A 20,914-nucleotide genomic window follows, 5' to 3' on the forward strand; every position below is an offset into this window, starting at 1 on the left:
ATGCTGCGCACTGCATGCCGACAGCTATGCCATCACAAGGAACGCATGGTGCGCCTGGCCGAATACAGCCGCGACTGCCTGCGCGATTTGCGCGCCGATGTCGGCATCCCCTATGAAGGCCGCGAGCAAGGCACCCTGCAACTGTTCCGTAGCCAGCCTTGTTCAGGAAGACGATGATGTAAGGAACGCCAACTTGGCGCGACAGCAGGATGTGTTCACGGGTCTGGGGCATCGGGCCGTCAGCGGCCGAGCACACCAGGATCGCGCCGTCCATCTGGGCTGCGCCGGTGATCATGTTCTTCACATAGTCGGCGTGGCCTGGGCAGTCAACGTGCGCGTAGTGACGGTTCGCGGTTTCGTATTCGACGTGGGCGGTGTTGATGGTGATGCCGCGTGCCTTTTCTTCAGGCGCTGCGTCGATCTGGTCGTAGGCCTTCGCTTCGCCGCCGAACTTCTTCGACAGGACGGTTGCGATTGCAGCGGTCAGGGTGGTCTTGCCGTGGTCGACGTGGCCGATGGTACCGACGTTCACGTGCGGCTTGGTCCGTTCAAACTTGCCTTTTGCCATTTTAAATTTCCTTCAAAAGAACGATATGTTCGATGTTCAATATTCAATGATTGGCTGGTGATCCAGCCGGCGATCCACCCCACACGGAGCGGATCGCCATTCCTGCAACTTACTTGGCCTTGGAGGTGACGATTGCGTCGATCACGTTCTTGGGCGCTTCGGAGTAGTGCTTGAATTCCATCGTGTAGGTTGCGCGGCCTTGGGTGGCCGAACGCAGCGAGGTCGAGTAACCGAACATTTCCGACAGCGGAACTTCGGCCTTGATGATCTTGCCGCCACCACCAGCGATTTCGTCCATGCCCTGCACCATGCCACGACGGGACGACAGGTCGCCCATCACGGTACCGGCGTAGTCTTCCGGGGTTTCCACTTCCACGGCCATCATCGGCTCCAGGATCACCGGCGAAGCCTTGCGGCAGCCGTCCTTGAAGGCCATCGAGCCGGCCATGCGGAAGGCGTTTTCGTTCGAGTCCACGTCGTGGTACGAACCGAAGAACAGGGTGACCTTGACGTCGACCACCGGGTAACCAGCCAGCACGCCGGTGTTCAGGGTTTCACGGATACCCTTTTCCACCGCCGGGATGAATTCACGCGGAACCACACCACCCTTGATTGCATCGACGAACTCGAAGCCAGCGCCCGGTTCTTGCGGTTCGATCTTCAGGACCACGTGACCGTACTGACCACGGCCGCCGGACTGCTTGACGAACTTGCCTTCGATTTCGTCGCAGGTCTTGCGGATGGTTTCGCGGTAGGCCACTTGCGGCTTGCCGACAGTGGCTTCCACGCCGAACTCGCGACGCATACGGTCGACGATGATGTCCAGGTGCAGCTCGCCCATACCGGAGATGATGGTCTGGCCGGATTCTTCATCGGTCTTGACGCGGAAGGACGGATCTTCCTGTGCCAGGCGGTTCAGGGCCAGGCCCATCTTTTCCTGGTCAGCCTTGGTCTTGGGCTCGACGGCCTGCGAGATCACGGGCTCAGGGAAGACCATGCGTTCCAGGGTCACGATAGCCGACGGATCGCACAGGGTGTCACCGGTGGTGGCTTCCTTCAGACCAACGGCAGCGGCGATGTCGCCAGCGCGCACTTCCTTGATTTCTTCACGCTGGTTGGCGTGCATCTGCAGAATACGGCCCAGGCGTTCCTTCTTGTTCTTGACCGGGTTGTAGACGGTGTCGCCCGAATTGACGACGCCGGAGTACACGCGGAAGAAGATCAACTGGCCGACGAACGGGTCGGTCATGATCTTGAAGGCCAGCGCCGAGAACTTCTCGTCGTCAGCAGCCTTGCGCACGGTTTCGGTTTCGTCTTCGGCGATGCCCTTGACCGGGGGAATGTCGGTCGGTGCCGGCAGGTACTCGATGACCGCGTCCAGCATGGCTTGCACGCCCTTGTTCTTGAAGGCGGTGCCGCACATCATCGGGACGATTTCGCCAGCCAGGGTGCGCGCGCGCAGGGCCTTCTTGACGTCTTCTTCCGACAGGTCACCTTCTTCCAGGTACTTGTTCATCAGGTCTTCCGACGACTCGGCGGGGGTTTCGACCATCTTTTCGCGCCATTCCTGGGCAGTTGCCTTCAGGTTTTCGGGGATGTCGCGTAATCGGAACTTCATGCCCTGGAAAGCGTCGTCCCAGTAGATCGCGCGCATCTGACCCAGGTCGATCACGCCTTCGAAGTTGTCTTCGGCGCCGATAGGCACTTGGATGGGGATCGGGTTGGCCTTCAGGCGGCTACGCATCTGCTCGTAGACCTGAAAGAAGTTGGCGCCGGTACGGTCCATCTTGTTGACGAAGGCCAGACGGGGCACGCCGTACTTGTTGGCCTGACGCCACACGGTTTCCGACTGCGGCTGCACGCCACCCACTGCACAGTAAACCATGCAGGCGCCGTCCAGAACGCGCATCGAACGCTCCACTTCGATGGTGAAGTCGACGTGGCCCGGGGTATCGATGATGTTGATGTGGTGCTCGGGGAAGTTGTTGGCCATCCCCTTCCAGAAGCAGGTGGTCGCAGCCGAGGTGATGGTGATGCCACGCTCTTGCTCTTGCTCCATCCAGTCCATGGTGGCCGCGCCGTCGTGCACTTCACCGATTTTGTGGTTCACGCCGGTGTAGTACAGGATACGCTCGGTAGTGGTTGTTTTACCTGCGTCGATGTGCGCCGAAATACCGATATTACGGTAGCGCTCGATGGGGGTCTTACGGGCCATAATTAATCCTAAGTCTTTAATGCACGAAACCGAGCGTCATTTTTTTCAAATAAACGCTCGGCTCGAACCAATTTTAAGATGCGAACCCAGGCTTCCCATCATCGCAAAAGCCCAGGTCCAGTCTTGATTAGAAGCGGAAGTGCGAGAACGCCTTGTTCGCTTCTGCCATACGGTGCACTTCATCACGACGCTTCATTGCGCCGCCACGGCCTTCGGCGGCTTCCATCAGCTCACCAGCCAGACGCTGGGGCATGGACTTTTCGCTGCGCTTGTTGGCAGCTTCACGCAGCCAGCGCATCGACAGGGCCATACGGCGCACCGGACGCACTTCAACGGGCACCTGGTAGTTGGCGCCACCGACGCGGCGGGACTTGACTTCCACCATCGGCTTGCAGTTGTTCAGGGCTGCGGAGAACACTTCCAGCGGGTCCTTGCCCGACTTGGACTGGATGTGGTCGAAGGCACCGTAGATGATGTTTTCAGCGACGGACTTCTTGCCCGACAGCATCAGCACGTTCACAAACTTGGCGACTTCAACGTTGCCGAACTTCGGATCCGGCAGAATTTCCCGCTTGGGGACTTCACGACGACGTGGCATTTCGATTCCTTTCAATCTTCAGTTGAGTGGGCGAACCCTGCTTCAACTTCGCCTGCACTCGCGGAGAGCCATCATGGCTTCCACTTACTCGGCCCGACCTGGACCGACTCTGAGTCTGTTCACACGACGCGATGCGTCATGATAAACACCAATTATTACTTCTTCGCTGCCTTGGCGCGCTTGGCACCGTACTTCGAGCGAGCTTGCTTACGATCCTTGACGCCCTGGGTATCCAGTGCACCGCGAACCATGTGGTAACGCACACCCGGCAAGTCCTTCACACGGCCGCCGCGGATCAGCACGACGCTGTGTTCTTGCAGGTTGTGGCCTTCACCGCCGATGTACGAAATGACTTCGAAACCGTTGGTCAGGCGCACCTTGGCCACCTTACGCAGCGCCGAGTTCGGCTTCTTCGGAGTGGTGGTGTACACGCGGGTGCAGACACCGCGCTTTTGCGGGCTGTTTTCCAGCGCCGGCGACTTGCTCTTCACGATCGCGCGGACACGTGGTTTGCTAATCAGTTGATTGATGGTTGGCATCGTTTTAATCCAACAAAGTACAACATTGAAAACAGGTTCCGGAATCGGTTGCCCGGAACCACACAGGAAACTCTTGTGCGCAAGACAATGCGCAAATCGGATTTAAGACCGGAAGGGAGAATAGCGTCGCAGAAGCGATGTTTCAGACCAAAGAACGCATAAGCCCGGGAGAGCCTAAATTCGAGAACTCGCGAGTGTACGCCTGAATGTCCAGCGGGTCAACCCGAACCCCGCTCTGGAGCCGATTTGACGCGGTTTATGGCCATTTCGCCACGCTTTTGGGTGGCGAAATGGCAATGTTTTCCCTGATGCAAGCTTTGCAGGGCTCAGACACGCGGCAAGGCCTCGACCATCTGGCGCCATTGCCCGGTCTCCGGCTGGCCGCGCTCACGGCGGGAGAAGAAGTTGACGATCTGGCGGCCCTGGGCGTCGTAGAACTCCACCGAGGTGACCATGCCATGGTCGGTCGGACGGCGCACCACCCAGCCATGGTCCACGGCGCTGGCGCGCAGGTGCAGGTTGAAGTCAGGATCGAGCACGTTGTACCACTCGCCCACGGTGGCCGTCTTGCCGATCAAGCCGCTGTAGATCTGGGTCATGCCACCATTGCTGACGAACACCATGATGGGTTGCTGGCGCGCTTTGGCCTCTTCCAGCAAGGCTTGTGCCGCCTGCGGTCGAATACGCCAGGCCGACTCGGGGCCGATCAGTTGCAGCGCCTGCTCGCGCGTCAACTTCAGTTCGCGCAGCAGACGCGGGAACTGGTGTACATCGGTCAGCTCCTGCCAGGACTGGCGCAATTGGCGGATCGCCTCAGCGCTCGGCGTGGCACCGGCTGCCGGCAGCGCAGGTGGCGCAGGTGGCGCAGCCGGCTCCACCGTCAACACGGCGTGTTGATCGGCCATCCTGAAGTCGGCCACCAGCTGGTCGAATTGCGCCACATGCTGCTCATTGTCCAGGTAGACCTTGTGCACGGCATTGCCCTGGCGGTCGAACAATTGCAGGCTGCGACTGGTCTTGCCGGCGCGCCCCGCTTGCACCACGGCGAAGGCACTGCCCCAGCCTGCGTTGCCAAAGCGCAGATCGATGGGACCACCGGCAAAGCCGGTGCCGGGCACCACCCTGCCCTGCTCGTCGCGCCGCACCGGCGTGACTTCACCGGCGCGCTCCAGCACCGCATCCTCGTTGCGGGTGATGGCCTTGATGCGGCCCAGTTCAGGCAGACGCTCCAGCAGCGCCTGGATATCCTGCTCGCTGGCCCGCAAGCGCTGGGTGCCGTGGCCGATCTGGGTGGCCAGCAATTGCGCTTCCGAGACGCCAAGTTCACGTGCAGCGTCACGCGTATGAAGTTTTGGCTGCGCCTGCTGCAACTGCTCCCAACGTTCGGACAACGATGGCTGGGTGGCGCAGCCGGCCGCCAGGACGCTGGCCAGCAACAGGGCGTTGAGGTGCTTGTTCATGCTATTCCTTGGTAGATAGACGATGGGGTCAGTAGGCGATCTTCAGGCTGAGGTTGAAGCTGCGCCCCGGTTCGGTATAGGCATCCTTGTTGACGGCGCTATCGGCCAGCGACAGGCCGCGGATGTCGGTCCAGCTCCAGTATTTGCGGTCGAACAGGTTGCGGATGCCGGCATAGAGGGTCATGTTGCGGCTCAGGTGATAACCGCCCGAAAGGTCCACCACGAAGAAGGCGGGAGAGACAAAGTTGGTCGAGGTCGGAATGTCTGCCTTCTTCTTCGCCGCGTTGTAGACCAGGTCGCTCTGTACGAACCACGTCGGTGTCGGCTCGTAGCGCACGCCGGTCACCAGCGACAGCGGTGCCACCGACTCCAGCCCCTGCTCCACGCCATTGGCGGTGCTGGTCCCCTTGGTCCAGGCCACCCCGCCCTTGAGGCTCACGCCATTGTCCATCGCATAGTCGATGCGCCCTTCCAAGCCATGGATCTCGGCCTTGGCAGCGTTGCGATACTGGAAGATGGTGGGGTTGGCCACGGTCAGATTGCCGCCCACGGTCACCAGGTCGATGAAGTTGCGGTAGTTCCCCTTGTAGGCGGCTGCGCTGTAGCGCAGTGAGCCGGCACCCGCCGACAGCTTGCCGCGCAACCCTACTTCCACGGTATTGCTGGTCTCGGGCTTGAGATCGGGATTGGAGACCTGGCGATAGACGGTATTGTTGAAGAAGGAATTGACCTCCTGCGGTGAGGGCGAACGGAAGCCGCGGGCGTACTGGATGTAGGGGATGAAGGCCGGCGTGACCTCATACAGGAAAGCCAGGCGCGGCGAGAAGGCGCTATCGCGGCTGCTCACGGCCGGCTGACCGTTGGCACTGGCCTGGGCATCATACTTGGCGCTGGCCTTGGGCTTGAGCTCGTAACTGTCCAGGCGCAGGCCGGCGATGGTGGTCAGCGCCCCGGTACGCATTTCATCCTGGACATAGGCCCCGAACTGGGTGTACTCGGTCTTGGGGAAATACTGGCAATACTGGGTGCCGGTGCAACTGGTCCAGCCGGTACCGTTGGCACTGGTTTCCAGGGTGGACAGGCTCAGGTCCAGTCCATAGACCAGCTTGTGACGCCAGCCATCCGGGCCGAAGTTGCTCTCCCCCAGCAAGCCGCCACCGATCATCTGGTCGCTGTAGGAGACGTCACGAAAACGTGGCCGCACAATAGTGCGAGAACTGGCGCCGGCTTCGAAAGTGTATTGGTCGGTGTCGGCGTTGCGATAGTAGAGATTAGCCTTGAATTTCTGCATCCACGGCTGGTCGGGATCGACATGTTCGTAGGCCAATGTGGCGCGTTGCCCGGTGGACTTGCTACTGGTGCTGTAGGCCGTGACGCCATTGGTCAGCGCCGACAGGCTGTCGCCGCTGTCGCGCTCTTCGGTGGCTTGCAGGGTCAGCTTGAAACTGTCCACGCCATTGGGCTTGAAGACCAGCTTGCCCAGCGCCGAACGATTGGTGTAGCTCATCGGATCGGGGCTGGTGCGCGCGGTGCCGAGCACGTCATTGGCCCCCTTGTTATCGGCCTGGTTGCCGTGTCGGGTGTTGAGGATCAACATGCCCTGCCATTGCTCGCCACCCCAGGCGGCGCTGGCAGTGGCGCCAAAGCTCTTGTCGACCGAGTCGTAGGAGGGCTTGAAGGAAAAATACGTGCTCTTGCCGTACACGCCCAACAGGTCCGCGGGATCCTTGGTGATGAAGTTGATCGCCCCGGTCAAGCCATCGCTGCCATAGAGCGAAGAGGCCGGGCCGCGCAAGACCTCGATGCGACGATACAACTCGGTGTCGGTGGTGGCGCCCCGCCCCACGCTGGCCACACCCTGGCTGAAGGCACGCGGCATGACGATGCCGTCTTCCAGCATCAGCACCCGGTTGCCATCGAGGCCGCGCATGGTGATGCCCTCGTTGCCGCCGCGCCCGGTGGTGGCGCTGGCCCCGGTGATGCCGGACATGCGATAGACCGAACGCCGCACTTCCACACCCGGCTCATAGCGCAGGGCATCCTTAATGTCCTTGGTATTGTGTTCTTCCATCTCCTGCGAAGTGATCACGGAGACGGTCGCCGCCGCGTGATCGAGGTCGGTACTGCCGGCGCGATTGGCCGTGACGACCACGTCCTGCAGCTTCCTGACACTGAGCTTGGCGGAACTGGAATTGACATCGGCCGACTGTGCGAAAGCACCCGCACAGAGCCACTGCTGCAGCGCCATCAACACGGCCGCTGCACACCTCGATTTGCTTGGAGACACTGGTAACCACCCCTTGGTTGGATCGGTTACGAGCGGTGGCTGGCTACCTCTTGGATAAAAAACGACCTGCGAACGCGGGTCGTCATGCATATGAAGCTTGATTCCATCGAGCAGACCTCAGATGAGAATCATTATTATTTGTAAATGATAGAAGATTCACGCATCCTTGGCAATGCCGCTACCGGTATGCCCAGGCGTTGTAGGGATATGAAGGGTGCGACGAGCCGGTCAACACCGCCTATGAACGAAAAAGCGGCGCCGGAATTGCTTCCGGCGCCGCTCTTCTTGCAGCTATGTTCTTGCTGGGGCAGCCGCTGCTGCTGGCCGCCCCGGATGCAGCAGATGAAGTGCTTACGCTTCGCTTTCGCCGCCACCGATGGATTCGGTCGAGGAGACTTCCTCGTCGGCGAACTCGGAACGGGAGGCACGTTCGGCTTCGAGCAGTGCTGCGCGCTCTTCGGCTTCCCAGGCATCCTTTTCCTTGCGGGCGCGGTGGAAGGCCAAGCCAGTACCAGCCGGGATCAGGCGGCCGACGATGACGTTTTCCTTCAGGCCGCGCAGGCCATCCTTCTTGCCCATGATCGCCGCTTCGGTCAGCACGCGGGTGGTTTCCTGGAACGATGCGGCCGAGATGAAGGAGTCGGTCGACAGCGATGCCTTGGTAATACCCAGCAGCACGTTTTCGTAGGTCGCCGGGATCTTGCCTTCGGCGGTCACGCGGTCGTTCTCGTCCAACAGTTCGGAGCGCTCGACCTGCTCACCGGTGATGTAGTTGGTGTCGCCCGGCTCCACCACTTGCACGCGGCGCAGCATCTGGCGCACGATCACTTCGATGTGCTTGTCGTTGATCTTCACGCCCTGCAGACGATACACGTCCTGCACTTCGTCCACGATGTAGCGGGCCAGCGCTTCGATACCCAACAGACGCAGGATGTCCTGCGGGTCAGCCGGGCCGTCCACGATCATTTCGCCCTTGTTCACCACCTGGCCGTCGTGCACCAGCACTTGCTTGTCCTTGGTGATCAAGAACTCGTGCTTGGTGCCTTCCATGTCGGTGATTTCCAGACGCTGCTTGCCCTTGGTTTCCTTGCCGAAGGCAACGGTACCAGTGACTTCGGCCAGCATACCGGCATCCTTCGGCGAACGGGCTTCGAACAGTTCGGCCACGCGCGGCAGACCACCGGTAATGTCACGGGTCTTCTGCGATTCGGTCGGGATACGGGCCAGCACTTCACCCACATGTACCTGCTGGCCGTCCTTGACGGTGATCAGCGCGCCGACCTGGAAGCCGATGGTCACCGAGTGTTCGGTGCCGGCGATCTTCACTTCTTCGCCTTGTTCGTTCAGCAGTTTCACCTGCGGACGCATGACCTTGGAGGACGGACCACGACGCTTGGCATCGATGACCACCAGGGTCGACAGACCGGTGACTTCGTCGATCTGCTTGGCCACGGTAGAGCCTTCTTCCACGTTTTCGAACTTCACGGTACCGGAGTACTCGGTGATGATCGGACGGGTCAGCGGATCCCAGGTCGCCAGGGCGGTACCGGCCTTGATGGTCAGGCCATCCTTGACGATCAGGGTCGCGCCGTATGGCACTTTGTGACGCTCGCGCTCACGGCCCAGGTCGTCGGTGATCAGCACTTCGCCGGAACGGGAAATGACGATCTGTTCGCCCTTGCCATTGGTCACGTAACGCATCGTGGCGGTGAAGCGCACGGTACCGTTGGACTTGGCTTCCACCGAGGAGGCCACCGCTGCACGCGATGCCGCACCACCGATGTGGAAGGTACGCATGGTCAGCTGGGTACCCGGCTCACCGATGGACTGCGCAGCCACCACACCGACGGCTTCGCCGGAGTTCACCAGCAGGCCACGGCCCAGGTCGCGGCCATAGCACTTGGCGCACAGACCATAGCGGGTGTCGCAGGTCAGCGGAGTACGAACCTTCACTTCGTCGATACCCATGCGTTCGATCTCTTCGACCTTGTCTTCGTCCAGCAGGGTGCCGGCTTCGAACAGGGTGGATTGATCTTCCGGGTTGACGATGTCGGTGGCAGCCACACGGCCGAGGATACGGTCGCGCAGGGCTTCGATGACTTCACCGCCTTCGACCAGCGCCTTCATGGCCGAACCGTTGGAGGTGCCGCAATCGTCTTCGATCACGACCAGATCCTGGGTCACGTCCACCAGACGGCGGGTCAGGTAACCGGAGTTTGCAGTCTTCAGCGCGGTGTCGGCCAGACCCTTACGGGCGCCGTGCGTCGAGATGAAGTACTGCAACACGTTCAGGCCTTCGCGGAAGTTCGCGGTAATCGGCGTTTCGATGATGGAGCCGTCAGGCTTGGCCATCAGGCCGCGCATACCGGCCAGCTGGCGGATCTGGGCTGCCGAACCACGGGCGCCGGAGTCGGCCATCATGTAAATCGCGTTGAACGATTCCTGAGTGGTCTTCTTGCCTTCGCGGGTGATGACGTCTTCCACCTTCAGCTGGTCCATCATGGCCTTGCCGACTTCGTCACCGGCCTTGCCCCAGATGTCCACGACCTTGTTGTAGCGCTCGCCTGCGGTCACCAGACCCGAGGAGTACTGCTGTTCGATCTGCTTGACTTCGGACTCGGCAGCGGCGATCAGGGTGGCCTTTTGCGGCGGCACCAGCATGTCGTCCACGCAGATGGAGATACCGGCGCGGGTCGCCAGGCGGAAGCCCGACTGCATCAGCTGGTCGGCAAACACCACGGTGGCACGCAGACCGCACTTGCGGAAGGACGTGTTGATGAGCTTGGAGATTTCCTTCTTCTTCAGCGCGCGGTTCAGCACCGAGAACGGCAGGCCCTTGGGCAGGATCTCGGAGAGGATGGCGCGGCCGATGGTGGTCTCGTAGCGCTTGACGGTACGTACGAATTCGCCGGTGACCGGGTCCTTCGGATGTTCCACGATACGCACCGTGATACGGGTAGCCAGCTCGACTTCCTTGTTGTCGTAAGCGCGGATGACTTCCGACACGTCCTGGAACATCATGCCTTCGTTCTTGCCGTTGATGGCTTCACGGGTGGCATAGTACAGACCCAGCACGATATCCTGGGACGGCACGATCGACGGTTCGCCGTTGGACGGGAACAGGATGTTGTTGGAGGCCAGCATCAGGGTGCGGGCTTCCATCTGCGCTTCGATCGACAGCGGCACGTGCACGGCCATCTGGTCGCCGTCGAAGTCGGCGTTGAACGCGGCGCACACCAGCGGGTGCAGCTGGATCGCCTTGCCTTCGATCAGGACCGGCTCGAACGCCTGGATGCCCAGACGGTGCAGGGTCGGTGCGCGGTTGAGCATGACCGGGTGTTCGCGGATGACTTCTTCCAGGATGTCCCAGACCACCGGCTCTTGCGCTTCCACCAGCTTCTTGGCGGCCTTGATGGTGGTCGACAGACCCATCAGTTCCAGCTTGTTGAAGATGAAGGGCTTGAACAGTTCCAGGGCCATCAGCTTGGGCAGGCCGCACTGGTGCAGCTTGAGCTGCGGGCCCACCACGATGACCGAACGGCCCGAGTAGTCCACGCGCTTGCCCAGCAGGTTCTGACGGAAACGACCGCCCTTGCCCTTGATCATTTCGGCCAGCGACTTCAGCGGACGCTTGTTGGCGCCGGTCATGGCCTTGCCGCGACGACCGTTGTCCAGCAGCGAGTCCACCGCTTCCTGCAACATGCGCTTTTCGTTGCGCGTGATGATTTCAGGCGCGCGCAGTTCCATCAGACGCTTCAGACGGTTGTTGCGGTTGATCACGCGGCGGTACAGGTCGTTCAGGTCGGATGTCGCGAAGCGGCCGCCATCCAGCGGCACCAGCGGACGCAGTTCCGGCGGCAGCACGGGCAGCACTTCCATGATCATCCACTCGGGCTTGATGCCCGAACGCTGGAACGCCTCCAGCACCTTCAGGCGCTTGGCGTACTTCTTGATCTTGGCTTCGGACTTGGAGTCCTTCAGTTCCTGGCGCAGGGTTTCCGCTTCGCGGTCGATGTCGATCGAGCGCAGCAGTTCGCGGATACCTTCGGCGCCCATGAAGGCGATGAAGTCGTCGCCGTACTCTTCGTACTTGGCGGCGTAGTCGTCTTCGGACATGATCTGGCACTTCTTCAGCGGGGTCATGCCGGGATCGGTCACGACGTAGGCTTCGAAGTACAGCACGCGCTCGATGTCGCGCAGGGTCATGTCCAGCACCATGCCCAGACGGGATGGCAGCGACTTCAGGAACCAGATGTGGGCAGTCGGGGAAGCCAGCTCGATGTGGCCCATGCGCTCACGGCGCACCTTGGCCAGGGTCACTTCCACGCCGCACTTCTCGCAGATCACGCCACGGTGCTTCAGGCGCTTGTACTTGCCGCACAGGCACTCGTAGTCCTTGATGGGGCCGAAGATCTTGGCGCAGAACAGGCCGTCGCGCTCGGGCTTGAAGGTACGGTAGTTGATGGTTTCCGGCTTCTTGACTTCGCCGAAGGACCACGAGCGGATCTTGTCAGGCGAAGCCAGACCGATCTTGATCGCGTCGAATTGTTCGTTTTGCTGGACTTGCTTGAATAGATCGAGCAGTGCTTTCATGTATCACTCCAGGTTGGCGTGAAAAAACTAAATTTACGTGTGGCCGGTTCACCCTGCTTAACCCTGTTCGCATCGGCGGGAGAGCCAGCGAAGCCTCTGCTTCGTGGTGCCGCTCGATACCGGGACAGACCTCCCCAGCTTACTGCCGTACTTCGCTTGAATCTCTTGAATCTCTTGATTCGTTCACATCGCCCGTGGAGCGATGCGTCAATACTGAATTCTTGAATTCTTGGTTCGCCGGAAAAACCGGCGGGGTGCGCAGCCTGCGCCGCGCCCCCCTTTACATCATTCGCGTTCCAGGTCGATGTCGATACCCAGCGAGCGGATTTCCTTGACCAACACGTTGAAGGATTCCGGCATACCGGCATCGATCACGTGGTCGCCCTTGACCAGGTTCTCGTAGACCTTGGTACGGCCGTTCACGTCGTCGGACTTGACCGTCAGCATTTCCTGCAGGACGTAGGAGGCACCGTAAGCTTCCAGTGCCCACACTTCCATTTCGCCGAAACGCTGGCCGCCGAACTGCGCCTTGCCGCCCAGCGGCTGCTGGGTCACCAGCGAGTACGGGCCGGTGGAACGGGCGTGCATCTTGTCGTCGACCAGGTGGTGCAGCTTCAGGTAGTGCATGTAGCCGACCGTCACGGTGCGCTCGAAGGCTTCGCCGGTACGGCCGTCATACATGGTGACCTGGTTCTTGGACGGGGTCATGCCCAGTTGCTTGGCAATCGGATCCGGGTAGGCCAGGTCCAACATGCGACGGGTTTCTTCTTCATGCGCGCCGTCGAACACCGGGGTGGCGAAGGGCACGCCCTTCTTCAGGTTGGTGACCAGTTCGATGATTTCTTCATCGGTGAACGAGTCCAGCTCTTCCTGCTTGCCCGATTCGTTGTAGATGGTAGTGAGGAACTTGCGCAGTTCCGTCACCTTGGCTTGCGCCTGCACCATCTCGCCCAGACGCAGGCCCAGACCCTTGGCAGCCCAGCCCAGGTGAACTTCCAGCACCTGGCCGACGTTCATACGGGACGGCACACCCAGCGGGTTCAGCACGATGTCGGCAGGAGTACCGTCGGCCATGTGCGGCATGTCTTCGATCGGCAAGATACGCGAGACCACACCCTTGTTACCGTGACGGCCGGCCATCTTGTCACCAGGCTGCAGGCGACGCTTCACGGCCAGGTAGACCTTGACCATCTTCTGCACACCCGGCGGCAGTTCGTCGCCCTGGGTCAGCTTCTTGCGCTTCTCTTCGAAGGCCAGGTCGAACTGGTGACGCTTCTCGGCGATGGATTCCTTGATGGCTTCCAGCGCGTTGGCGATGTCGTCGTCGGCCGGGCGGATATCGAACCAGTGGAACTTGTCCAGGTCATCCAGGTATGCCTTGTCCAGCTTGGTGCCCTTGACCAGCTTCTTGGGGCCGCCGTTGGCGACCTTGCCGATCAACAGACGCTCCAGACGCTGGAAGGCATCGCCTTCCACGATACGCAGCTGGTCGTTCAGGTCCAGGCGATAGCGCTTGAGTTCATCATCGATGATCTGCTGGGCGCGCTTGTCACGCTGGATGCCTTCGCGGGTGAACACCTGCACGTCGATGACGGTGCCGACCATGCCCGAGGGCACGCGCAGGGAAGTATCCTTCACGTCGGAAGCCTTCTCGCCGAAGATCGCGCGCAGCAGCTTTTCTTCCGGGGTCAGCTGGGTCTCGCCCTTGGGGGTGACCTTACCGACCAGGGTGTCGCCGGCTTCGACTTCCGCGCCGATGTAGACGATACCCGACTCATCCAGACGGGCCAGTTGGTTCTCGGCCAAGTTGGAGATGTCGCGGGTGATTTCTTCTGCACCCAGCTTGGTGTCACGCGCCACCACCGACAGTTCCTCGATGTGGATCGAGGTGTAGCGGTCATCAGCCACCACCTTTTCGGAGATCAGGATCGAGTCTTCGAAGTTGTAGCCGTTCCAGGGCATGAACGCCACCAGCATGTTCTGGCCCAGTGCCAGCTCGCCCATGTCGGTCGAGGCGCCGTCGGCGATCACGTCATGCTTGGCCACGCGGTCACCGATCTTGACGATCGGGCGCTGGTTGATGTTGGTGTTCTGGTTGGAACGGGTGTACTTGATCAGGTTGTAGATGTCCACACCGACTTCGCCAGCTTGCGCTTCGTCGTCGTTGACGCGGATCACCACACGGCCTGCATCGACGTAGTCCACCACGCCGCCACGCAGGGCTTGCACGGTGGTACCGGAGTCCACTGCCACGGTACGCTCGATGCCGGTGCCGACCAGCGGCTTTTCCGGACGCAGGCAAGGCACGGCCTGGCGCTGCATGTTGGCGCCCATCAGTGCACGGTTCGCGTCATCGTGTTCCAGGAACGGAATCAGCGAGGCTGCCACCGACACCACCTGGCCCGGGGCCACGTCCATGTACTGCACGCGTTCCGGCGAGACCAGGATGGTTTCGCCAGCTTCACGGGCCGACACCAGTTCGTCGGACAGCTTGCCTTCACCGTCGATGGTCGCGTTCGCCTGGGCGATCACGTAACGACCTTCTTCGATGGCCGACAGGTAGTCGATCTGGTTGGTGACCTTGCTGCCCTCGACCTTGCGGTACGGGGTTTCCAGGAAACCGTATTCGTTCAGGCGGGCGTACAGCGCCAGCGAGTTGATCAGGCCGATGTTCGGGCCTTCAGGCGTTTCGATCGGGCAGACGCGGCCGTAGTGGGTCGGGTGCACGTCGCGCACTTCGAAGCCGGCGCGTTCGCGGGTCAGACCGCCAGGGCCCAGGGCGGAAACGCGGCGCTTGTGCGTGATTTCCGACAGCGGGTTGGTCTGGTCCATGAACTGCGACAACTGCGACGAACCGAAGAACTCACGGATGGCAGCCGAGATCGGCTTGGAGTTGATCAGGTCGTGCGGCATCAGGTTGTCCGCCTCGGCTTGGCCCAGGCGTTCCTTCACAGCACGTTCCACGCGCACCAGGCCGGCACGGAACTGGTTCTCGGCCAGTTCGCCCACGCAACGCACGCGACGGTTGCCCAGGTGGTCGATGTCATCGACTTCGCCACGGCCGTTACGCAGTTCGACCAGGATCTTGATGACGGCCAGGATGTCGTCATTGGACAGGGTCATGGTGCCGGTCAGCTCATCGCGACCGACGCGACGGTTGAACTTCATGCGGCCCACGGCCGACAGGTCGTAGCGGTCTTCGCTGTAGAACAGGCCATTGAACAGCGCTTCCACCGACTCTTCGGTGGGCGGTTCGCCAGGACGCATCATGCGATAGATCGCCACGCGCGCGGCGGTCTGGTCGGCGGTGTCGTCGGTGCGCAGGGTCTGCGAGATGTAGCCGCCCTGGTCCAGGTCGTTGGTGTACAGGGTCTGGATGGCCGAGATGTTGGCTTCGCGCAGCTTGGCCAGCAGTTCTTCGGTCAGCTCGTCGTTGGCGCTGGCCACCACTTCACCGGTGTCCGGATCGACGATGTTCTTGGCCAGCACGCGGCCCAGCAGGTAGTCCTCAGGCACGGAGATGTGCTTGATGCCGGCGGCTTCGATGTCACGCACGTGCTTGGCGTTGATGCGCTTGTCCTTGGCGACCATCACCTTGCCCGACTTGTCGGTGATGTCGAAACGTGCGACTTCACCGCGCAGGCGCTCGGAGACGAACTCCATGTCCGCGCCTTCGGCGTGCAGGTTGAAATTGTCGAAGACGAAGAAGTTCGCCAGGATCTGCTCGGAGGTCATCCCGATGGCCTTCAACAGGATCGTCACCGGCATCTTGCGGCGGCGGTCGACGCGGAAGAACAGGATGTCCTTCGGGTCGAATTCGAAGTCCAGCCAGGAGCCACGGTAAGGAATGATGCGGGCCGAGAACAGCAGCTTGCCGGACGAATGCGTCTTGCCGCGGTCGTGTTCGAAGAACACGCCCGGGGAGCGGTGCAGCTGCGACACGATCACGCGCTCGGTGCCGTTGATGACGAAGGAACCGGTGGTGGTCATCAGGGGCAGTTCGCCCATGTAGACTTCCTGTTCCTTCATTTCCTTGACGACCGGCTTGGTCGGCGACTCCTTGTCCAGGATCACCAGGCGCACCTTGGCGCGCAGCGGGGACGCGAAGGTCAGGCCACGTTGTTGACACTCTTTGACGTCAAACGGCGGAGCGCCCAGCACATACGACAGGAATTCGAGGCGCGCAAAACCATTGTGCGACACGATGGGGAAAATCGAGGTGAAAGCCGATTGCAGGCCTTCGTTCTTGCGTTCCGATGCAGCACGTTCGGGTTGCAGGAAATTCTGATACGACTCGATCTGAGTCGCGAGCAGGAACGGAACGTTGTGGACGTTTGCGCGTTTCGCGAAGGATTTGCGAATGCGCTTCTTCTCAGTAAATGAGTAGTGCATGGACACTCCGTGAGTGACAGGAAGGATAGAGAATTCAAGATTCGATCAGACCGCACGACTTGCCGGCAAAGCAGTCCGGGCCATCGGCACTCAAATCTTCAAATGTCTACCCTAGTTTTTTGCTGTGATCGCGCTTAATATTCCCGACAACGAATACTGCAGCGCATCAACATCACCCGCAAAAATAAGAAACGACAAAGGAGCCAAAGCCGAATCCCTTTTTCAAGGGATTCTGCACTTTGACTCCGGAGTAATGACTCGCCTTGGTAGGCAAGAGAATTACTTCAGTTCGGCCTTGGCGCCAGCTTCTTCCAGCTTCTTCTTGGCGGCTTCAGCGTCAGCCTTGGCAACACCTTCCTTGACCGGCTTCGGTGCACCGTCGACCAGATCCTTGGCTTCCTTCAGGCCCAGACCGGTGATTTCACGCACGGCCTTGATGACGCCGACCTTGTTGGCGCCGACTTCAGCCAGCACAACGGTGAACTCGGTCTGTTCTTCAGCAGCGGCAGCACCACCACCAGCAGCGCCACCGGCGGCCGGAGCGGCCATTGCGGCAGCGGAAACACCAAACTTCTCTTCGAATGCCTTGACCAGGTCATTCAGTTCCATCACGGACAGCGCGCCAACGGCTTCCAGGATGTCTTCTTTGCTAATTGCCATTTGAAACTCCTAAATTTATTTCGGTAATAACATCAGATTGGTAGTGACGCGAAAGCGTCGAAACTGCAGAGCGGGGCCGCTTCAAGCGGCCCTGCCTCATGCGGCTTCGGCTTCCTTCTTGGCTGCCAGGGCAGCCAGAGCGCGCGCAAAGCCCGACACCGGAGCCTGCATCATGCCCAGGACCTGGGCCAGCAGAACTTCGCGAGACGGGATGTTTGCCAGCGAAGCCACAGCAGCCTTGTCCAGCTGCTTGCCTTCGTAGTTACCTGCCTTCACAACCAGCTTGTCGTTGGTCTTGGCAAAGTCCGACAGGACTTTGGCAGCGGCCACGGCATCTTCCGAGATCGAGTAGATCAGCGGACCGGTCAGTTGCGGGGCGAGGTCGGCAAACTTCGTGCCTTCAACGGCGCGACGAGCCAGCGTGTTTTTCAACACGCGCAGGTACACGCCTTGGGCACGCGCTTGTGCGCGCAGTTGCGTCAAGGAACCAACCTGGATGCCACGGTATTCGGCCACGACGATCGTTTGCGCAGTTGCTACCTTTGCGGAAACTTCGGCGACGACGGCCTTCTTGTCATTCAGATTGAGACTCAAGATCAACCTCCAAAAATAGTACTCGGCCACTACGCAGGCCAATGCCTGCTTGCCTTGCACCGGTTCGAACACGGCGTCCGACGTTTAGGAGTTCACTGCAGCATAGGGCAAAACTGAATATGCTGCCTGAGACTACGAAACTTGCTCGGGTTCACCATCTGCGTTGGGTCACTGCACTTGCGTCCAGCATTTTTAACTTCGTCCGGCTTGTTGCTGCCGGCTTCCGCCCAACGGTCTTTGAAGGCCTGCCGCAATCCATCGCTGATTGCGTTGAACTGCGACAGCCCAAAGAGATGCCCCGCTTCCTTACGGAAACGGGGACTGTATTGCTTGCTTAGGCAGCCAGGGAAGCCTGGTCCACGCGAACGCCAGCGCCCATGGTGGACGACAGAGCGATCTTGCGCAGGTACACACCCTTGCTGCTGGCCGGCTTGGCCTTGTTCAGGGCATCGATCAGGGCCAGCAGGTTGGCCTTCAGATCGGCGTCGGAGAACGACTTGCGGCCGATGGTGGCGTGGATGATGCCGGACTTGTCGGTACGGTATTGCACTTGACCAGCCTTGGCGTTCTTGACGGCGGTAGCCACGTCCGGGGTCACGGTGCCAACCTTCGGGTTCGGCATCAGGCCACGGGGACCGAGGATCTGACCCAGGGTACCGACGATACGCATGGTGTCGGGCGAAGCGATGACGATGTCGAACGGCATGTCGCCGGCCTTCACGCGCTCTGCCAGGTCTTCCATGCCGACCACGTCAGCGCCGGCGGCCTTGGCAGCCTCAGCCTTGTCGCCGGAGGCGAACACGGCCACGCGAACGGTCTTGCCGGTACCGGCAGGCAGCACCACCGAACCACGGACCACTTGGTCCGACTTCTTGGCGTCCACGCCCAGCTGGACGGACACGTCGATCGATTCGTTGAACTTGGCGGTTGCGAATTCCTTGATCAGGGAAACGGCGTTGTCGAACGGATAGGCCTTGGTACGGTCGACCTTTTCCTTCATTGCCTTGACGCGCTTGGATACCTTAGCCATTACAGACCCTCCACCGTGATGCCCATCGAACGTGCGGAACCAGCGATGGTGCGCACGGCAGCTTCCAGATCAGCAGCGGTCAGGTCCGGCTTCTTCTGGGTTGCGATTTCTTCCGCTTGCTTGCGGGTGATCTTGCCGACCTTGTCGGTATGCGGCTTGGAGGAACCCTTCTGGATACCAGCAGCCTTCTTGATCAGGATGGTCGCCGGCGGGGTCTTCATCACGAAGGTGAAGGACTTGTCCGCGAAGGCGGTGATCACGACCGGAATCGGCAGACCCGGCTCAACACCTTGAGTTTGGGCGTTGAAGGCCTTGCAGAATTCCATGATGTTCAGACCGCGCTGACCCAGCGCAGGACCGATCGGGGGAGACGGGTTCGCTTTACCAGCTGGCACTTGCAGCTTGATAAAACCAATAATCTTCTTTGCCATGACGGCTCCTTATTGATTGAGTTGTAGCGCCGTTTCATCGGCCTTGCGGCGTCTTACTCTGGCTCCTCGGAATGCTGGATTGGCAGACGATGAGTTGTCCGGTGCGCTCCAGCGGGCGCTGAAAATCTGGCAGGGAAAGGCGGGATTCCGAAATGCGGGATCAGACTTTTTCCAGTTGGCCGAATTCGAGTTCGACCGGGGTGGCGCGACCGAAGATGGTGACCGAGACGCGCACGCGCGATTTCTCGTAGTTCACTTCCTCGACGTTGCCGTTGAAGTCGGTGAACGGGCCTTCCTTGATGCGGACCATTTCGCCCACTTCGTAGAGCACCTTGGGACGGGGCTTCTCGACGCCTTCTTGCATCTGGCGCAGCAACGAATCGACCTCACGCTGCGGCAGCGGGGTCGGACGATTGGACTTGCCGCCGATGAAACCGGTCACTTTGGCGGTGTTCTTCACCAGGTGCCAGGTTTCGTCCGTCATTTCCATCTCGACCAGGACGTAGCCCGGGAAGAAACGACGCTCGGTCACGGACTTGTGACCATTCTTCATATCAACGACTTCTTCAGTCGGCACCAGGATCTGGCCGAACTGGTCTTGCATACCGGCGCGATTGATGCGCTCAGTCAGCGCGCGCTGCACGCTCTTTTCCATGCCGGAATACGCATGCACCACGTACCAGCGCTTGTTTCCTGCGCTTGAAACGCTTTGCGCACCAACCGGTGCGCTTTCTTGCGTGCTATCGCTCATGTTATTTCCAGCCCAAAATTACGTCGTACAACAGGAACTCGAGCAACTTGTCCGTACCCCACAGGAAGATGGCCATGATCAGCACGAAGGCGAAGACCACCCCGGTGATCTGCATGGCTTCCTTGCGGGTGGGCCAGACGACTTTCTTAGTTTCGTCCTTGGCTTGCTTGGCGAAATTAACGAAGCCGCGGCCTTGTGCAGAGGTCCAGGCAAACGCCACAGCCACCAGAAGACCAGCGATCAGGGCGGCAGCGCGCACCGGAGTCTGCTGATCAGACAACACAAAAAAACCGACCACGCCTGCAACCACAGCCACGATCGCCAATGCGATCTTGATCTTGTCGTTGGAGGTGTTGACGGTTTGAACTGGCTGGCTAGACATATTTACTTTCAGTACCCTGCACCAGATTCGGTGGCAGGGGCGGAGGGCATCGAACCCCCAACCTTCGGTTTTGGAGACCGACGCTCTGCCAATTGAGCTACGCCCCTACAAAAACTCGCGATTGAGACACGAATGCCGCGATACGTTACGCACCGCGGCAAAGTGTTTTACAGCTTGATCTTAGTCGAAGATCTTGGCAACCACGCCGGCGCCGACGGTACGACCGCCTTCACGGATAGCGAAGCGCAGACCTTCTTCCATAGCGATCGGGTTGATCAGTTGCACGGTGATCGACACGTTGTCGCCCGGCATGACCATTTCCTTGTCCTTCGGCAGTTCGATCGCACCGGTCACGTCGGGGTACAGAAGTAGAACTGCGGACGGTAGTTGTGAAGAACGGAGTGGACGGCCCCT

14 protein-coding genes, 1 tRNA gene and 1 pseudogene are annotated in these 20,914 nt (G+C 60.3%); all 16 read right to left on the bottom strand.

Annotated elements, in window-relative coordinates; translation table 11 throughout:
* On the bottom strand, positions 1 to 568 hold a 568-nt coding region (locus I5W_RS29105; RefSeq protein ID WP_252717112.1), incomplete at its 3' end, for a GTP-binding protein.
* 109 nt (positions 569 to 677) lie between these two features.
* The gene (fusA, locus tag I5W_RS18995) at positions 678 to 2,783 is read right to left on the bottom strand and encodes an elongation factor G (RefSeq protein ID WP_044530402.1); all 2,106 of its coding nucleotides are present in this window, start codon (positions 2,781 to 2,783) and stop codon (positions 678 to 680) included.
* 127 nt (positions 2,784 to 2,910) lie between these two features.
* On the bottom strand, positions 2,911 to 3,381 hold the full coding sequence (gene rpsG / locus I5W_RS19000; protein ID WP_017454494.1) for a 30S ribosomal protein S7: 471 nt from the start codon (positions 3,379 to 3,381) through the stop codon (positions 2,911 to 2,913).
* 155 nt (positions 3,382 to 3,536) lie between these two features.
* The gene (rpsL, locus tag I5W_RS19005; protein WP_006465490.1) at positions 3,537 to 3,920 is read right to left on the bottom strand and encodes a 30S ribosomal protein S12; all 384 of its coding nucleotides are present in this window, start codon (positions 3,918 to 3,920) and stop codon (positions 3,537 to 3,539) included.
* A 326-nt stretch (positions 3,921 to 4,246) separates the two neighbouring features.
* Positions 4,247 to 5,380, bottom strand: a complete 1,134-nt coding sequence (locus I5W_RS19010; protein ID WP_044530403.1) for a hemin-degrading factor — start codon at positions 5,378 to 5,380, stop codon at positions 4,247 to 4,249.
* 28 nt (positions 5,381 to 5,408) lie between these two features.
* On the bottom strand, positions 5,409 to 7,628 hold the full coding sequence (locus I5W_RS19015) for a TonB-dependent hemoglobin/transferrin/lactoferrin family receptor (RefSeq protein ID WP_044530404.1): 2,220 nt from the start codon (positions 7,626 to 7,628) through the stop codon (positions 5,409 to 5,411).
* Between the two features lie 390 nt (positions 7,629 to 8,018).
* Positions 8,019 to 12,260: a DNA-directed RNA polymerase subunit beta' gene (rpoC, locus tag I5W_RS19020; RefSeq protein WP_017455600.1), complete on the bottom strand. Its 4,242-nt coding sequence runs from the start codon at positions 12,258 to 12,260 to the stop codon at positions 8,019 to 8,021.
* A gap of 285 nt (positions 12,261 to 12,545) precedes the next feature.
* Entirely contained in the window at positions 12,546 to 16,652 is a 4,107-nt protein-coding gene (gene rpoB, locus I5W_RS19025; protein ID WP_044530405.1) for a DNA-directed RNA polymerase subunit beta, read from the bottom strand.
* Positions 16,653 to 16,931: 279 nt separating this feature from the next.
* Positions 16,932 to 17,312: a 50S ribosomal protein L7/L12 gene (rplL, locus tag I5W_RS19030; protein ID WP_017455602.1), complete on the bottom strand. Its 381-nt coding sequence runs from the start codon at positions 17,310 to 17,312 to the stop codon at positions 16,932 to 16,934.
* Between the two features lie 96 nt (positions 17,313 to 17,408).
* Positions 17,409 to 17,906: a 50S ribosomal protein L10 gene (gene rplJ, locus I5W_RS19035; protein WP_006465496.1), complete on the bottom strand. Its 498-nt coding sequence runs from the start codon at positions 17,904 to 17,906 to the stop codon at positions 17,409 to 17,411.
* 334 nt (positions 17,907 to 18,240) lie between these two features.
* Positions 18,241 to 18,936 (bottom strand): 50S ribosomal protein L1, encoded by a 696-nt coding sequence (rplA, locus tag I5W_RS19045; protein WP_006465497.1) that lies wholly within the window; start codon positions 18,934 to 18,936, stop codon positions 18,241 to 18,243.
* A complete protein-coding gene (gene rplK / locus I5W_RS19050) occupies positions 18,936 to 19,367 on the bottom strand; it encodes a 50S ribosomal protein L11 (RefSeq protein WP_013232178.1) in 432 nt (143 codons plus the stop codon). The genes rplA and rplK overlap by 1 nt, the downstream gene beginning before the upstream one ends.
* A gap of 160 nt (positions 19,368 to 19,527) precedes the next feature.
* On the bottom strand, positions 19,528 to 20,118 hold the full coding sequence (gene nusG / locus I5W_RS19055; RefSeq protein ID WP_017455605.1) for a transcription termination/antitermination protein NusG: 591 nt from the start codon (positions 20,116 to 20,118) through the stop codon (positions 19,528 to 19,530).
* 1 nt (position 20,119) lies between these two features.
* Complete coding sequence (gene secE, locus I5W_RS19060) at positions 20,120 to 20,500, bottom strand: preprotein translocase subunit SecE (RefSeq protein ID WP_044530406.1); 381 nt, start codon at positions 20,498 to 20,500, stop codon at positions 20,120 to 20,122.
* A gap of 31 nt (positions 20,501 to 20,531) precedes the next feature.
* Positions 20,532 to 20,607 (bottom strand) — tRNA-Trp (locus I5W_RS19065).
* Between the two features lie 73 nt (positions 20,608 to 20,680).
* Positions 20,681 to 20,914, bottom strand: a pseudogene (gene tuf, locus I5W_RS30165) (elongation factor Tu); the annotation flags it as partial.

The organism is Herbaspirillum sp. B65, assembly GCF_000333555.1.
In the GTDB taxonomy this organism is placed as follows: Bacteria; Pseudomonadota; Gammaproteobacteria; order Burkholderiales; family Burkholderiaceae_D; genus Herbaspirillum; species Herbaspirillum rubrisubalbicans.

What these genes read in the sequence shown, in the direction of transcription:
- fusA (WP_044530402.1), bottom strand. Translation starts at nt 2,783, where the DNA reads ATGGCCCGTAAGACCCCCATCGAGCGCTACCGTAATATCGGTATTTCG.
- rpsG (WP_017454494.1), bottom strand. Translation starts at nt 3,381, where the DNA reads ATGCCACGTCGTCGTGAAGTCCCCAAGCGGGAAATTCTGCCGGATCCG.
- rpsL (WP_006465490.1), bottom strand. Translation starts at nt 3,920, where the DNA reads ATGCCAACCATCAATCAACTGATTAGCAAACCACGTGTCCGCGCGATC.
- I5W_RS19010 (WP_044530403.1), bottom strand. Translation starts at nt 5,380, where the DNA reads ATGAACAAGCACCTCAACGCCCTGTTGCTGGCCAGCGTCCTGGCGGCC.
- I5W_RS19015 (WP_044530404.1), bottom strand. Translation starts at nt 7,628, where the DNA reads ATGGCGCTGCAGCAGTGGCTCTGTGCGGGTGCTTTCGCACAGTCGGCC.
- rpoC (WP_017455600.1), bottom strand. Translation starts at nt 12,260, where the DNA reads ATGAAAGCACTGCTCGATCTATTCAAGCAAGTCCAGCAAAACGAACAA.
- rpoB (WP_044530405.1), bottom strand. Translation starts at nt 16,652, where the DNA reads ATGCACTACTCATTTACTGAGAAGAAGCGCATTCGCAAATCCTTCGCG.
- rplL (WP_017455602.1), bottom strand. Translation starts at nt 17,312, where the DNA reads ATGGCAATTAGCAAAGAAGACATCCTGGAAGCCGTTGGCGCGCTGTCC.
- rplA (WP_006465497.1), bottom strand. Translation starts at nt 18,936, where the DNA reads ATGGCTAAGGTATCCAAGCGCGTCAAGGCAATGAAGGAAAAGGTCGAC.
- rplK (WP_013232178.1), bottom strand. Translation starts at nt 19,367, where the DNA reads ATGGCAAAGAAGATTATTGGTTTTATCAAGCTGCAAGTGCCAGCTGGT.
- nusG (WP_017455605.1), bottom strand. Translation starts at nt 20,118, where the DNA reads ATGAGCGATAGCACGCAAGAAAGCGCACCGGTTGGTGCGCAAAGCGTT.
- secE (WP_044530406.1), bottom strand. Translation starts at nt 20,500, where the DNA reads ATGTCTAGCCAGCCAGTTCAAACCGTCAACACCTCCAACGACAAGATC.